At 55.7% G+C, this 14,753-nt stretch carries 15 protein-coding genes and 1 tRNA gene; 6 read left to right on the plus strand and 10 right to left on the minus strand.

Annotated elements, in window-relative coordinates; translation table 11 throughout:
* The first annotated feature begins 5 nt into the window (after window positions 1-5).
* Window positions 6-926, plus strand: a complete 921-nt coding sequence (fabD, locus tag H8S02_RS08355; protein WP_186970141.1) for an ACP S-malonyltransferase — start codon at window positions 6-8, stop codon at window positions 924-926.
* 50 nt (window positions 927-976) lie between these two features.
* Here fabD and H8S02_RS08360 read toward each other — a convergent pair whose 3' ends face one another.
* From H8S02_RS08360 to H8S02_RS08370, 3 genes are all read right to left on the minus strand, one after another.
* On the minus strand, window positions 977-1,753 hold the full coding sequence (locus H8S02_RS08360) for a sulfite exporter TauE/SafE family protein (protein WP_186970142.1): 777 nt from the start codon (window positions 1,751-1,753) through the stop codon (window positions 977-979).
* Window position 1,754: 1 nt separating this feature from the next.
* Window positions 1,755-2,189, minus strand: coding sequence for a MarR family winged helix-turn-helix transcriptional regulator (locus H8S02_RS08365; RefSeq protein ID WP_186970143.1), 435 nt, complete (start codon window positions 2,187-2,189; stop codon window positions 1,755-1,757).
* A gap of 122 nt (window positions 2,190-2,311) precedes the next feature.
* Window positions 2,312-2,387 (minus strand) — tRNA-Ala (locus tag H8S02_RS08370).
* Window positions 2,388-2,539: 152 nt separating this feature from the next.
* Between H8S02_RS08370 and H8S02_RS08375 the strand changes: the two genes are divergently transcribed.
* Window positions 2,540-3,952 (plus strand): glycine--tRNA ligase, encoded by a 1,413-nt coding sequence (locus tag H8S02_RS08375; RefSeq protein WP_118684956.1) that lies wholly within the window; start codon window positions 2,540-2,542, stop codon window positions 3,950-3,952.
* 126 nt (window positions 3,953-4,078) lie between these two features.
* Window positions 4,079-4,246 (plus strand): DUF1540 domain-containing protein, encoded by a 168-nt coding sequence (locus tag H8S02_RS08380; RefSeq protein WP_118684958.1) that lies wholly within the window; start codon window positions 4,079-4,081, stop codon window positions 4,244-4,246.
* 54 nt (window positions 4,247-4,300) lie between these two features.
* On the opposite strand, the gene H8S02_RS08385 is transcribed toward H8S02_RS08380, so the two are convergent.
* Together H8S02_RS08385 and H8S02_RS08390 are read right to left on the minus strand one after the other, a co-directional pair.
* Window positions 4,301-5,602 carry a sedoheptulokinase gene (locus H8S02_RS08385; protein WP_186970144.1) on the minus strand — a complete coding sequence of 434 codons (1,302 nt, stop codon included), beginning with the start codon at window positions 5,600-5,602 and terminating at the stop codon, window positions 4,301-4,303.
* Between the two features lie 62 nt (window positions 5,603-5,664).
* Window positions 5,665-6,555: a LysR family transcriptional regulator gene (locus H8S02_RS08390; RefSeq protein ID WP_186970145.1), complete on the minus strand. Its 891-nt coding sequence runs from the start codon at window positions 6,553-6,555 to the stop codon at window positions 5,665-5,667.
* Window positions 6,556-6,698: 143 nt separating this feature from the next.
* Between H8S02_RS08390 and H8S02_RS08395 the strand changes: the two genes are divergently transcribed.
* The 3 genes from H8S02_RS08395 to H8S02_RS08405 all read left to right on the plus strand — a co-directional run bounded on the left by H8S02_RS08395 (window position 6,699) and on the right by H8S02_RS08405 (window position 10,406).
* A complete protein-coding gene (locus H8S02_RS08395) occupies window positions 6,699-8,033 on the plus strand; it encodes a sodium-dependent transporter (RefSeq protein WP_186970146.1) in 1,335 nt (444 codons plus the stop codon).
* 151 nt (window positions 8,034-8,184) lie between these two features.
* Entirely contained in the window at window positions 8,185-9,387 is a 1,203-nt protein-coding gene (locus H8S02_RS08400; protein WP_186970147.1) for a class I SAM-dependent methyltransferase, read from the plus strand.
* An 89-nt stretch (window positions 9,388-9,476) separates the two neighbouring features.
* A complete protein-coding gene (locus H8S02_RS08405; RefSeq protein ID WP_186970148.1) occupies window positions 9,477-10,406 on the plus strand; it encodes a hypothetical protein in 930 nt (309 codons plus the stop codon).
* 157 nt (window positions 10,407-10,563) lie between these two features.
* Here H8S02_RS08405 and H8S02_RS08410 read toward each other — a convergent pair whose 3' ends face one another.
* From H8S02_RS08410 to thiM, 5 genes are all read right to left on the minus strand, one after another.
* Window positions 10,564-11,592 carry an ABC transporter substrate-binding protein gene (locus H8S02_RS08410; protein WP_186970149.1) on the minus strand — a complete coding sequence of 343 codons (1,029 nt, stop codon included), beginning with the start codon at window positions 11,590-11,592 and terminating at the stop codon, window positions 10,564-10,566.
* Between the two features lie 98 nt (window positions 11,593-11,690).
* Entirely contained in the window at window positions 11,691-12,446 is a 756-nt protein-coding gene (locus tag H8S02_RS08415) for an ABC transporter permease (RefSeq protein ID WP_186970150.1), read from the minus strand.
* Window positions 12,443-13,198: an ABC transporter ATP-binding protein gene (locus tag H8S02_RS08420; protein ID WP_186970151.1), complete on the minus strand. Its 756-nt coding sequence runs from the start codon at window positions 13,196-13,198 to the stop codon at window positions 12,443-12,445. The genes H8S02_RS08415 and H8S02_RS08420 overlap by 4 nt, the downstream gene beginning before the upstream one ends.
* Entirely contained in the window at window positions 13,199-13,870 is a 672-nt protein-coding gene (gene tenA / locus H8S02_RS08425) for a thiaminase II (protein ID WP_243166462.1), read from the minus strand. It lies immediately after the preceding gene.
* A gap of 79 nt (window positions 13,871-13,949) precedes the next feature.
* The gene (thiM, locus tag H8S02_RS08430) at window positions 13,950-14,750 is read right to left on the minus strand and encodes a hydroxyethylthiazole kinase (protein WP_186970153.1); all 801 of its coding nucleotides are present in this window, start codon (window positions 14,748-14,750) and stop codon (window positions 13,950-13,952) included.
* Between the last annotated feature and the right edge of the window lie 3 nt (window positions 14,751-14,753).

Raw genomic sequence — 14,753 nt, forward strand, 5'->3', positions numbered from 1 at the left:
CAGACATGGAATACGGTTTTGCATTTTTCCCCGGTCAGGGTGCGCAGGCTCCCGGCATGGGCAAGGACCTTTATGAGAATTCCAAGGCGGCGCGCCTGGTATTCGAAGAAGCCAGCGACGGCGCAGGCATCGACGTCGCAAAGCTGTGCTTCGAAAGCGACAAGGAGACCCTTTCGCGCACCGAAAACAGCCAGATTGCTATTTTTACGCACTCTATGGCTGCTCTGGCCGCTCTGCGCGAGAACGGAGTAGCGTTCAAGGCTGCGGCCGGTTTTTCGCTTGGCGAGTACACCTCCCTTGCAGCGGCAGGCGTTGTTACACTCGCGGACGGCGTTAAAATTGTTTCCAAACGCGGCAAGCTGATGCAGCACGCAGCAGACACGATCGACGGCGGCATGGCTGCGATTCTCGGCCTTGAGGACGCGAAGATCGAAGAGGCCTGCGCAGCAGTCAAGAACGGCATTGTCCGTCCGGTCAACTACAACTGCCCGGGTCAGCTCGTTATCGCCGGCGAAAAGGCGGCGCTCGCAGAGGCGATCGAAAACTGCAAGGCAGCCGGTGCGCGGCGTGCGCTTCCGCTCGCTGTTTCCGGCGCGTTCCACACGCCGCTCATGGCAGAGGCGGCAGCTGAGCTTCGTGCTTTTGTCTCCGACTTCACCTTCTCCGCGCCGACTATGGATATCTACTCCAATCTGGACGGTCAGGTATACGATTGCAGCAATCTTCCGGAGCATCTTGAGCAGCACATGATCTCCCCTGTTCGCTGGACCCGTCTGGTTCAGAACGGCATGGCGGCGGGTCTGACCTCGGCGTGCGAGGTAGGCCCCGGCAAGACGCTGACCGGCTTCGCCGGCAAGATTAGCAAGGAGCTGACCTGCAAGCCGGTGCAGGACATGGCAGGCGTTGCGGCCGCAGCAGAAGTGTAAAGATCTGCACGATATGAAAAGGGATGGACCGAACGGTTCATCCCTTTCTTTTATGCAATCAGCTTGAACATCATGATGGCGGCGCCGAGCATAACGAGCACGATACCGGTTGCGCGGTTGAGTGTTTTCGGCTGAGCGCGGTTGGCGAAAACCGCCGCGATCCGCGCCCAGAGCAGCGTAAAGACAACACACAGCAGACAGACTCTCCAGTCAGGCATGCCGCCGATCATAAAATGTGAGGCAGCGCCCGTCAGTGCTGTGAATGTCATAATGAAAACACTCGTGCCGACCGCGGTCTTGAGCTCGTAACCGAGGACACTCGTCAGAATGAGCAGCATCATCATGCCGCCGCCTGCACCGATAAATCCGCAGATGAAACCGATCGTCACACCGCAGACCAGCGACTGGAACATCCGTCTGCGCGGCGAAACCTGCTGCATATCCTCCTTGGTTGTCATAACCGGGCGGACGATAAATTTGACACCGAGCAGGAAGGTCATGAATACCGAAAACGATCCCATTGTCGCAGACGGAAGCAGGCTTGCGATATAGCTGCCCGCGACTGTGAACACAAGAACGCTCGCCATCATGATGAGGCCGTTGCGAATATCCAGATTTTTGTTTTTATGATAGGTGTATGCAGAGACGGCACTCGCGAGCACATCTGAGGACAGTGCGATACCGACTGCCATATAAGGGTCCATTCCGAGAAACGTGATAAGTATCGGGCTGATGACTGCCGCCGCACTCATGCCGGCAAAGCCGGTGCCAAGACCGGCACCCATACCGGCGAAAAACGTCACGAAAATCATGTAAAGTCCGCTCATCTTACTTCATCTCCTTCAGCAGTTCATCCATATTGCGGTCGATGATGGTGATGGCGGAAAAAAAGGCAGCCTGCGTCGTCTCATCCATCCCTCGCAGCAGATTTTTCATAAAGTTATCCTGCACCGCTCTCCCCTGCTCGATCACAGGCTGTGCGAGTGCCGTGCAGATCAGTTCGGTTTTTCTGCGGTCGCCCTTCACCGGCTGCCGGAGCAGATACCCTTCTCTCACCAGACGGTCTACATTTACCGAAACAAGATTCGCTTTGATATGGCGGATTTCAACGATCTCACTCGCCGTTTTGCAGCATGGGTTATTCGCCAGAAACATCAGAATATCAAATGCTGTCTGCGTCAGCTTGAGTTTCTGACACAGTGGCCTGCACGCCGCACTGTATGCAAGCATGCTTTTATGCACAAATTCCAGTCCTCGATTCATGCCGCACCTCCAGAATTCCATATATGGATTATTCAAATTTGAAGCAATTATAGCACGAACGAATTTTGATGTCAAGAAAATAAAAAAACGAAGCTGAATCATTGCTTTCAGCTTCGTTTTTGTGGTGGACCTGGAGGGATTCGAACCCTTGACCTCTCGGATGCGAACCGAACGCTCTCCCAACTGAGCTACAGGCCCAAACATTTCTTTTGTCTGGTAAAGTTCTTTGTACAAACTTCCCTTGACAATTACTAATTATATATGTAGAATAAATCTATGTCAAGACCTTTTTCATCTGGTCGGGCAAAAAACTTCGTGCAGCAGCCAGCTGTGCCAAAAGGAGATTGAAAATGAACAACAGCGAAAAAACAATGGAAAAAATCGTCGCCCTGTGCAAGGGCCGTGGCTTCGTGTACTCCGGCTCGGAGATCTACGGCGGCCTTGCGAACACCTGGGACTACGGTCCGCTCGGCGTTGAGTTCAAAAACAACGTCAAGGCGGCGTGGCGCAAGAAGTTCGTACAGGAAAGCCCGTACAACGTCGGCCTCGACTCTGCTATTCTCATGAACCCCATGACCTGGGTTGCCTCTGGTCATGTAGGCGGCTTCTCCGACCCTCTGATGGACTGCAAGGAGTGCAAGGAGCGCTTCCGTGCCGACAAGGTCATCGAGGACTGGTGCCACGAGAATAACTTCGACCTTGGCAAGAGCGTTGACGCGCTGAGCCAGGCCGAGATGAAGCAGTTCATCGATGAGCACGAGATCGCCTGCCCGACCTGCGGCAAGCACAACTGGACGGACATCCGTCAGTTCAACCTTATGTTCAAGACCTTCCAGGGCGTTACCGAGAACGCAAAGAACGAGCTGTATCTCCGTCCGGAGACCGCACAGGGTATCTTTGTTAACTTCCAGAATATTCAGCGCACTACCCGCAAGAAGGTTCCGTTCGGCGTCGGCCAGATCGGCAAGTCCTTCCGCAACGAGATCACCCCGGGCAACTTCACCTTCCGTACTCGCGAGTTCGAGCAGATGGAGCTTGAGTTCTTCTGCAAGCCGGGTACCGATCTTGAGTGGTTCGCATACTGGAAGGATTACTGCCACAAGTTCCTGCTGTCCCTCGGCATGAAGGACGAGAACCTGCGCCTGCGCGACCACGAGCCGGAAGAGCTTTCCCACTATTCCAAGGCGACCACTGACTTCGAGTTCCTGTTCCCGTTCGGCTGGGGCGAGCTGTGGGGCATTGCCGACCGCACCGACTTCGACCTGACTCAGCACCAGAAGACCTCGGGCGTTTCCATGGAATATTTCGATCAGGAAGCAAACGAGAAGTACATCCCGTACGTTATCGAGCCGTCCCTCGGCGCGGACCGTGTCGCACTGGCATTCCTTATCGACGCTTACGACGAAGAGGTTGTTGGTCAGGACAAGAACGGCAAGGACGACGTGCGCGTTGTTCTCCGCCTGCATCCGGCTCTCGCTCCGTTCAAGGCTGCGGTACTGCCGCTGTCCAAGAAGCTGACCGACAAGGCCATGCCGATCTGGCATGAGCTGGCTAAGCAGTTCCCTGTCGATTTCGACGATGCCGGCTCCATCGGCAAGCGTTATCGCCGCGAGGACGAGATCGGTACTCCGTTCTGCGTCACCGTCGATTTCGAGACCGAGCAGGATGGCTGTGTTACTGTTCGCGACCGTGATACGATGCAGCAGGAGCGCATCAAGATCGAGGATGTTGCCGCCTACATCGCAAAGAAGATCGAATTCTGATTTTCGCTGTCTGTTTTCTGCCGCCGCACTTCATTTTGAGGTGCGGCGGTTTTTTGCTTTTCGAACGCATAAAGCACGCAGAAGCACGCCATACTAAGCAGGAAATCTTAAAAGGAGGTCCTGTTCATGGACAAGAACCATTGCAACACCGCAATTCACTGTACGGTTGAACAGTGTGCAAACCACTGCTGCAGCGCCGAATACTGCTCGCTTGACAGCATCCATGTCGGCACGCACGAAGCATCCCCCTCGGTCGATCAGTGCACCGACTGCATGAGTTTTAAGCGCAAGTAAGCAGAAAAGGACGCAGCGTATGCAGAAAAATGCGTACACTGCGTCCTTTTATTATCAGTCTGCGGCATAGAGTGCAGCACCGCAGGCCGCCTCTTCCCTGCCGTCTGACAGGGTGATCTCGGAGTCGAACGCTCTCGAAAAGCTCTCGCACAGAAAACGGTTGTTTCTCAGTCCGCCGCCCGAGCCGATCAGTTTTTTTGCTGTGCCGCCGGCGGCACGATATGCCTGATACATCTGATGCAGCTCGTGAGCCATGCCATCCATCATGCCGTAGATCAAGTGGAGCGGTGTGAAATTCTCCGCCGTGAGGCCGGTGATGCTGCCGGTCTGCGTGCTGTCCTGCCGTGTGCCCTCAAACAGCGGCAGGACCGTCGGGACGTCTTCCGGGCGGCCAGCACTTTTGAGCAGACCTTCCATCGCCGCATATGGAGCATTCGTATCCACACCCATCATGCGCGCTGTCTGCGCGAAAAAGTCCGCGAGCAACGCATAGGCTCTACCGCCGCAGAGCGCCGCTCCGGCGAGCAGCCATCCCCCGCCCGGCATGGGACGTGTCTCGAGTCCCGGCACGGTCATGCAGCGGGACGAGAAAACGGAAAACTGGCTGCCGGTGCCGACGTTCACGAGCATCTCGTGCTCGCGATCCCGAACTGCCGAAAGAAAGCTCGCCTGATTATCCCCGATCGCTGCGGCAACACGCGCCCTGCTGCGGCAGATGCCGATAAAACGATCCTCCGTGAGACCCGGCAGAAACGCCGGGTCAATGCCGATGCCGCGCAGTACCGTTTGGTTAAACGTGCGCTTTCCTGCGTCAAAAAAGCCAAGGCCTGCGGCATTGCTCGCGTCCATAACTGGCGTTTGTCTGCCGCAGAGCTTCATGGCGATATAATCTCCGATCGTGCACAGCGTGACCGCGCCCGTCGGCACGAGACCGTGTGCAAGATTATAGGCATGAGTAACGAGACCATAGCCTGTTGCAGCAGAGAGCCCGGTCTCGCTGTTCAGATATGCAGTCCACGACTGTCCGTCTGTGCTTTTTTCACATGGCGTATCGCCGCGCGCGTCCTGCCACGTGTACAGAGGACTTACTGCATTTCCCTCACCGTCGAGATAGAGGATGCCGTGCATCTGTCCGGTTACACCGATGCGTTCGATGTCGGGATAGCGTGCGAAAAGCATATCCGCCGTGCGAAGCGCGGTGTCAAGAATGAGCTGTGCGTCCTGTATGCGCTCTCCGGGCAGCGTCGGCGCGAGAAAGCTGTTGTTTTTGCAGGTTTCACTCGTGATAAAGCAGCCGTCCTCGAGCACGGCTGCACTGATCGTCGTTGTTCCGATATCTATTCCCAGACTTTTCATGGTATTCCCTCATTTCGGCTTGGCAGCTTTTTCTTTCATTATAGGAGAACGAAAAATGAAAATCAAGCGTCTTCTTCCAGCCGCTTCCGGTAAAAGTCAATCAATGCCTGAAGTGCCGGAGAGCGCCATTTGTTTTTGTGGATGAGCAGCTGTGTCCAGACCGAGACAGTGCAGTCTGTCACCGGCAGGCGGCACAGCATACCGTTTTCTACAAAGGCCTGCGTGATGAAATCGGGCAGGAAGGTGAGCATATCACTTTTGGAAACGAGACTGCAAAGCTGCGTCGGATTGCCGAGCTCAATGAGCGGCGTGATCGCTTCAGAGCGCGCCGCGAGCAGCTTGTCGAGTATCCTGCGGTAGCTCATGCTTTCGGTCATCGCGAATGGCTGGTCGATGATCTCTGCAAGGGAAAGTGTCTTGCTTTTCTCCAGAGCGTTCCCTGCCGCCGCAACAAAATGCACCTGCTCCTCTTTTTCCGCGCAGATCTCGAAATCCGGTTCATAGATATGCGTATCGAGGGTGAAAACGAGATCGGCCTCGTTTTTTCGCAGCATACTGAACATATTTTCCGTTCCGGCTTCGGTAATGGTCAGCCGGATGCCGGGATAGCTGCGCTGAAAGTCGATGAAATCGTCATCAAAATAGCGTGAGCACATCGAGCTGGACATGGCAAGGTGCAGATCGCCTGTCACCTCGTCCGCATGATGGAGCGCCACCATCAGCTTTTCCTGTGCGGTCAGCACATCGCGCGCATAGCGCAGCACCAGACTGCCTTCCTGCGTCAGCACGATGCGATGATAAAAACGGTCGAACAGCGCCACATTCAGCTCTTTTTCGAGCTGCCTGATCTGCGAGGATACGGTGGACTGCGTATAGCCGAGCCGTTCACCGGCCGCCGAAAAGCCGGAATATTCGCACACAGCCACGAATGTCCGCAGCACATTGAGATCCATAAAAAGCTCTCCTTCCACAAACGATATTTTCGTTATTATACCGCATTATTATCAATTTTACAAATGCTTCTTTTCATAGTAAGATAAACAGTAAGAGTATTATGCAGAAAGAGCGTTCCTGCCCTTTCGGAAAGAGAGTATCAATGAAACGTGAGCGTCTTGGAAGCCGCATGGGCTTCATCATGCTTTCTGCCGGCTGTGCGATCGGCTGCGGAAATGTATGGAAATTTCCGTGGATGTGCGGTCAGAACGGCGGAGGCAGCTTCATGCTGGTCTATTTCATCTGTCTGATCGTGCTCGGAATCCCGGCTATGGTCATGGAATTTTCGGTCGGCAGAGCCGCGCAGACCAGTCCTGTCCGTATGTACCGCAGGCTCGAAAAGCCCGGTCAGAAATGGCATCTTTGGGGTGCGGTCTGTCTGATCGGCAATATCGCCATCATGGCATTCTACTGCGTCGTTACCGGCTGGATCATCTATTATTTTGTGAAATTTCTCACCGGTCAGAACGCATCCTTCGGCTTTGCTTCCATGATCGCCAACCCTGTTATCAACGTGGTATTTCTGTTTGTCACGGTCGCTGTTGCCTTCCTCATTCTGAGCCGCGATATTCAGAAGGGTCTCGAGCGGATTACAAAATATATGATGAGTGCGCTGCTCGTGCTCATGCTCGTGCTCGCAGTTCACAGCGCGCTGCTCGACGGCGCGGCGGACGGACTTGCCTTCTACCTTACGCCGGACTTTTCCAAGATCAACGGTTCGGTTATCGTCGGCGCGATGAATCAGGCGTTCTTCACCCTGTCCACCGGCATGGGCGGCATGGCGATTTTCGGCAGCTACATCGACAAGGACCACTCGCTGATGGGTGAGTCGGTCAACGTCATCGTGCTCGATACGTTTGTTGCCATTCTTGCAGGCTTCATCATCTTCCCGGCGTGCTCGACCTATGGTCTGGAGGTCAACGCCGGCCCGAGCCTGCTGTTTGACACCATGGCAAGCGTTTTCAATCACATGGCAGGCGGCCGTATCTGGGGCACGATGTTCTTCCTGTTCATGATCTTTGCTGCGCTGTCCACCGTTCTCGGCGTGTGCGAGAACATTCTTGCGATGGTCCGCGAACTGACCGGCTGGTCTCGCCCCAAGGGCTGCATCATCTGCGGCACAGGCATCTTCCTTCTCGCACTGACTACCGCTCTCGGATACAGCGTCATTCATTTTCAGCCGTTCGCGGAAGGCACCGCCTGGCTTGATCTGTGGGACTTTATCGTTTCGAACAACGTCCTGCCGCTCGGCTCGCTTGTGCTGACGCTGTTCTGCTGCAACAAGTTCGGCTGGGGTTGGGATAATTTCGTCCGTGAGGCAAACACCGGCAGAGGTCTCAAGATCCGTCCGTGGATGCGTCCGGTTTTTCAGTATATCACTCCTGTCATTATCGTTTTCATCTATGTCTACGGCATGGCAACGTTCCAGTGGCGGTAAAATGAACTTTTTAGAGAGCATAGTCTAATCTATGCTCTCTTTTTTCGCCTTAGCGTATTGCGCACGCCCGTCTGTTTATGGTACTATAATACAGCAAAGAAAGACATTTGCACCGCCCCGGCGGCGCAATACAGAAAGGGACTGATCTACTATGCAGAAGGGCGATATTGCCAAGCTGAAGCTGCTGCTCGCAGGCATTTCGGCGCGAATGACGAAAAATCGTGATTATTTTATCCGTGCGGTCTGCACATTCACTTCTGGAAAGAAAAAATTTGATGCCGAACTTTCGCTCGACGGGCAAAACTGGGCGCTTCGTTTTCAGGGCAGTACCTCGCCCACGGATGCCGCTGCATTCTGTGCATTTTTTGCCTCTGAGGCTGAAAAATTTGACGAGAGCGTGCTTGTCTATACCGAGCGCAGCGCTGTCGTGACGCTCTCCGCTACTGCACGCGGCGTGCAGATGAAGCAGGCGGAGCGTGAGGCGAGTGATGAAGAAAAGGCGAACGCCGCCAATCCCCTGCTCGACAGCGGCCGTCAGTATTTGATCCGTGTCGATCAGGCCGCCGCGCTGCTGCGCGAGATCGGTATTCTGACCGCAGACGGCAAGCTGAAAAACGATATGATCCGCAAATACAATCAGATCGACCATTATGTCGAACTGGTTGCACCGATGTTTGAGCAGGATGACAGCGACGAGATCGTGCTGCTCGACTGCGCCTGCGGCAAGTCCTATCTCAGCTTTGTCATGAATTACTATCTGCACGAGGTGCTCCATCGCCGCTGCCGCGTGATCGGCGTAGATATCAAGGAGCATGTCATCGACGAGAGCCGCGCGATGGCGAAGCGTCTCGGCTATCATAATATGAGCTTCCAGTGCGCCGATCTGCGCGTGTATCAGCCGCCGAAAAACGTTACCGCTGTCATTTCGCTCCATGCCTGCGATATTGCGACCGATCTTGCCCTTGCGACCGCGCTCCGCGCCAGAGCGAAATACATCGCGTGCGTGCCCTGCTGTCACAAGGAACTGCTCGATCAGTATACCATGCCCGGCCTCGAACCGCTGACCCGTCACGGCGTTTTCAAGGCGCGGTTCAATGATGTGCTGACCGACAGCATGCGTGCACTTAAGCTGGAGGCTGAGGGTTATAAGGTATCGGTCGTCGAGTACTTCTCGCCGCTCGACACGCCGAAAAACCTGCTCATCCGTGCCGTTCGCACAGGCCGTGAAAATCGTCGTGCGAAGGCGGATTACGAAGCTGTGCGCCGCACACTCGGCACAACTTCTGAGCTTGATCGCCGCTGCATGGACATGGAAAACGAATTCTTCGTTACAGACGAGGATCTGATACCGTAACATAATGATCCCTCCGGAATACACTGATAATACAGGCGGCTGAGGCAAAACGCCGCCTGCGCAAATCATGTGATCCGGAGGGATAAATCATGGCTGAAAAAATCTGCTGCCCCGGTCCTCTCGGCACGTCGGGCGGCAACACCGCATCCGGCGGCGCGTTCCGTGAGGCTGTGTGCGTACACACGAGCAAGGTCTATGATTCCTGCCGCAGCAAGGAATGTCTGCGTGACATCCGCGTTTATCTGACACGCGACGCGCAGGATATGCTCGATTCCGGCGGCATCGTTTCGGTAAAGCCGCGTACAGCTGATCTGCTCTGTGTGAAAATCGACGTTGAACCGGTGCAGTTCAATCGTGGTCTGTACAGTGTGGACAGCCGCTTCTTTTACCGCATTGAGTGCGAGGTGAGCTGTGCGGTCGGTCGGCCGCGCATTGTAGACGGTCTCGCTGTATTCGACAAGCGCGTCATGCTGTTCGGCGGCGAGGGCGGCGCGCGGATCTTCTCCTCGCACTATATCGAGGACGGCACGGACGTACAGCTTCGTCCGAACTCCAACCGTCCAACCGCAGTGATCGAGGTCGTCGACCCCGTTATGCTGGATGCCCGGGTCGTTGCTCCCGAAACGAAATGCAACTGCTGCTGCTGTGCCCTGCACGAAGTGCCGAAGCAGCTCTGCTCGTGCTTTGACGGGGATGATCTTGTGCTTGCGAACGACGGCTACCAGCTGTTCGTAACGCTCGGCCAGTTCTCCATCATTCGCCTTGAACGAGACATTCAGCTGCTTATGCCTGCCTACGATATCTGTCTGCCGCGCCGCGACTGCTCGAACAGTAATATCGGCGGTGAGACCGACCCCTGCGAGGTTTTCTCGAACTTCGATTTCCCCATTGACGCTTTCTTCCCGCCGCGCGGAGAGCGTGCAGACTGCCTTTTCACGGGCGCGAACGGCGTGAACGGTGCAAACGCAAATTCCGGCTGCGGCTGCCGTGCAAACGCCGCGAACGGCTGCAATAAATAAGGGGCAGCACTGAGAGATTCAATCTGCGGCGCTTTGCGGAAATCCTGTTCGCTGTCTTTGATGGAGTCTCATGGTAATTCATCAAGTATTGCTGCAAAACCGTAAATGAGAAAACGGCATGGACGTATGTCCATGCCGTTTTGTATTGCGGAGTGTATCAGTAAGCGATCGTTGCCATAACGTCGGAAACCTCCGGCTTGGCAGAGATCAGACCCTCATCGTACATCCAGTCGATATTCTCCTGCCAGCAGGCCTCAGTCTGAGACAGGAACTTTGCATCTGCGGTCTCCATGAGCGGAAGCAGCGTTTCACAGGACTTCTTCTCTACATCCGGGTCCAACGCAAAGTTCGCCTCATCCTGATTGTCGAGCAGAACCTGCAGAACCTCATCCGTGCTGTTCTTGAAGTCCTCGAAGCCCTTGCTGCATGCAGTCAGAAAGCCTGCAAGCACATCCGGCTCGTTATCGATCATCTCATCGCTTGCAAGGAAAATGCCCTCATAGTATTTCGGCACACCGAAATCATCCGGGAAGAAGTAATTGACCTCAAAGCCCTCCTTCTCGAGCTGCGGCACCTCATGGTTGACCAGGCAGCCGATGGTTGCGTCTACATTGCCGGTGGTCATCGAGCTCATCAGATCAAAGCCGACATCTACCAGTTTTACGCTGTCCGGGTCTGCGCCGGAGTTCTTCATGATGCTGCGGATCAGGGCCTCAGAAAGCTCCGTACCGGCATAACCGACCGTCTTGCCCTCCAGATCCTTCGGAGAGGTGATATTTTTATCCTTGAGCGAGAGCACGATATTCAGCGGGCCCTGCACAACCGCACCGATCGACTTGATCGGCACGTTCTGCTCAGCGCGCGCCTGAATGACATCCTGCTGATAGTACAGGCCAATATCAGCCTTGCCTGCTGCAACCATACTCATCGCATCGTTAACACCAGCCGGAGACTGAATATCAACATCCAGTCCCTGCTCAGCAAAGTAACCCTTCTCCTGTGCTTCATACAGAAATGCGTGCAGAGCATTCGGATACCAGTCGAGCACAACGGTCAGATGGTGCAGATTGTCCTCCGCACCGCCGTCTCCGCCTGCTTCGGCATTGCTGTTTGCAGCGCCCTGTGCGCCGCAGCCGGTCAGCAGCAGTGTGCCTGCTGCCAGAAGTGCAAGAAATCGCTTTTTCATAGGTAATTTTCTCCTTGAATATTCAAAAGTTCGTTTTTCTGTTGTTTGCTGATTGCACGATACGTGTGCATGAAATCAGCATAACGCCTCGAGCGTCGTTACAGGCTGCTTCTCCATGTCACAATCTTCTTTTCGAGCCAGCTGACAATGCCGACTGCGATCATTGCGACCGCGCTCAGCAGGACGATCGGCGCGAAAACGCCTGCGCCGTCCAGCTGCGTCATCATGCGGCGGCTGAAATATCCGAGACCCGCCTGCGCGCCAAGCCATTCACCGATCGCAGCGCCGATGATCGACATCGGGATTGCCATCTTTATGGCTGAGAAGAAATACGGCAGCGCCGCCGGCAGCTTCAGCTTGAGGAATATCTCCTTTCGGCCTGCGCCGAACGTGCGCAGCATGTCCACCATATCGGTCTTAGCCGAACGAAAGCCGTCGAAAACCGTCATCGCGATCGGAAAGAACGTGATGAGCACGGTCACGAGCACCTTGCTCCAGATCGTATAGCCGAACCAGAGCACAAATAACGGCGCGAGCGCGGTCGTCGGAATGGTCTGCGACGCGATGATGAGCGGATAGAGCATGCGTTCCGCTGCCGGACTGGCGTCCATTACGATGGCAAGCAGCAGGCCGAGCGCGACCGAGATCGCGAGGCCTACGCCTGTGCACAGCATGGTTGCCGGAAGATGTGCGGTGAATAGCGGCTTCCGCAGCTCCCACAGGCGCACGAGAATCTGCGTCGGAGACGGAAGAATGTATGCTGCGTTCATACCCATCGCGCCCGCCTGCCAGATGATCAGCAGCGCCAGCATGAAAATAAGGACGGGCAGATTTGCATTCGTTTTCTTTTTCATTCCGATACCTCCCTGCGCAGCAGCGAGATAAGGTTTTCGCGCAGCTCGAGCATCCGCGGCTCGGTGAGGCACGCACGGGTGCGCGGGTACGGCGCCGGTACCTCAAAGGAACGCAGCCTGCGGATGGGCGTATCTTCGACCACGAGCACGCGGCCGGAAAGGAAGATCGCCTCTTCGACATCATGCGTGATAAACAGCACAGTCTTGCTGTCGCGCTCCCACTGGTCGAGCAGCCATTCCTGCATGGTGATGCGCGTGAGAAAGTCGAGCGCGGAAAACGGCTCGTCCAGCAGCAGCAGTTCGGAGCCGGTCAGCAATGTGCGCGCAAAGGCCGCCCGCTGCCGCATTCCGCCCGAAAGCTCCTCCGGACGCTTGTCACCCCAGCCGGCAAGGCCGACATGCTCCAGCGTCTCTGCCACACGGCGGTCCATTTCCGCACGTGGAATTCCGCCGCGCACCTCCATCGGCAGACGCAGATTTTCGTTCACTGTGCGCCACGGGAACAGCAGGTCGCGCTGAGGCATATAGCCGCAGTAGCCTCTCCTGCCGTCGATGCTCTCTCCGCCGACCAGGATGTCGCCGCTCTTGCGCGTGAGCAGCTGACCGGTCAGACGGAAAATCGTAGATTTGCCGCAGCCGGAAGGGCCGATGACCGAAACAAATTCGCCTTTTCCGATGTGAAAGGACAGATCGTCAATGATATTGAAATCCTCGACGTCATATTGAAAGGTAACGTTGCGAAACTCAAGCATTTACAGTTCCCCGTTCCATGCCATTTCCCAGAACATACCCTCGTAGAGCGAGCAGTCGACAAAAATGTCGGTGAGGCGCTCGAGCTGCGGATCGGTATAGTGTTCGGCCAGCTGCTCCATATATGCGATGAGGCGGCGGTTCTCTGCGGCGTAATCTTCGGAGGCATAGCCCTGTATCCATTCGCCATAGAATTCATGCTTTTCCGCATTTGGATAATTCGAGACGATCCATTTTGCGATATACTCATAGCTGAGCGCGCAGGAAAGCACCGCTGCCATGATCTCCGCCGGGCCTTCCTCCGCCGCGACAGCGCGCATGTAGGCAGTATATGAGCTGTTCGGGAGCGACGGCTTGACGCGCTCGGCGTCCTCCTCCGTGATGCCGAGACGCTTCATGTAGCCGCGGTGAATGTTCATCTCGCCGCCGAGGATATTCGCGACCGAGGACGCAAACATGCGCATGACCTCGGGATCGCGCGACTTGACAACGCCCTGTGCAAAGACCTTGGCATAGTCAAACAGGTAAACGTAATCCTGCAACAGATAAAAACGAAATTTCTGAATTTCGAGGCTGCCGTCGGCAATACCGCGCACGAAAGGATGCTTGAGATAGCCCTCCCAGATCTCGCGCGTTGCATCGAGCAGTCTTTGGGTTGTTTTGTTGTTTTTCAAGGTGGTACCCCCAATGAATTGATGTTGATTGTATCCTAAGACCGTCGGCATACTCTGCCGGCAGCACTTTCCGTCTGTATCAGATCAGACGGATGCGCGACGTCAGTTCGTCTGCTGAAAGCAGGCTGACTGCGTCGATCAGGCGTGTCCGAAAGGAAGCGGTGCCCTCCATCTCTTTACGCACACGCGCCTCTGCGATTTCTCCGCAATGCTTCATCACCTCCGATGCCGTGACTGTGGCTTCAAATAATCTATCGGGTGCAGCGCCGCAGTACACGCCGGCAAGCGAGGTGAGCATACACCCTGCCCCGGTGATGCGGCGGAGCAGCTCGCTGCCGCCGCACAGCACTGCGGTGCGTTTTCCGTCTGTGATCACGTCCATCGCACCGGTCAGCAGCACGACCGTGCCGGTACGATGCGCAAAATCGCGCAGCCAGGCTGCGGATTCCGCAAGATTGTCCTCGTCAATGCGGTCGCTGAGGTCGGCCTCTACACCGCTCTCCTGCCCCGTTCCGCCGGCCAGCGCACGGATTTCAGACACGTTGCCGCGGATGACTGAGACAAGGCCTTCCGCGAGGAGCTTCGCGCACATATCACCACGCAAATGGCTCGCGCCTGCGGCAACCGGATCGAGTACGACCGGATGGCCGAGCTTTTTTGCGGTTCCTGCCGCGCGCAGCATGGCTTCCTGCGCGCGCACCGCGCCCATGTTGAGAACGAGCGAGGAGGCGTGCGCCGTGATCTCCTCGACCTCGCGCTCATCCTGCGCCATGATAGCCGTTCCGCCGGCCGCGAGAATGATATTCGCGCAGTCGTTAACTGTCACCGGATTGGTGATGCAATGGGTCATCGGACGGCACGAGACCGTTCTCTCAATCACTTT

The sequence above is a fragment of the Agathobaculum hominis genome (assembly GCF_014288055.1).
Classification (GTDB): Bacteria; Bacillota; Clostridia; order Oscillospirales; family Butyricicoccaceae; genus Agathobaculum; species Agathobaculum hominis.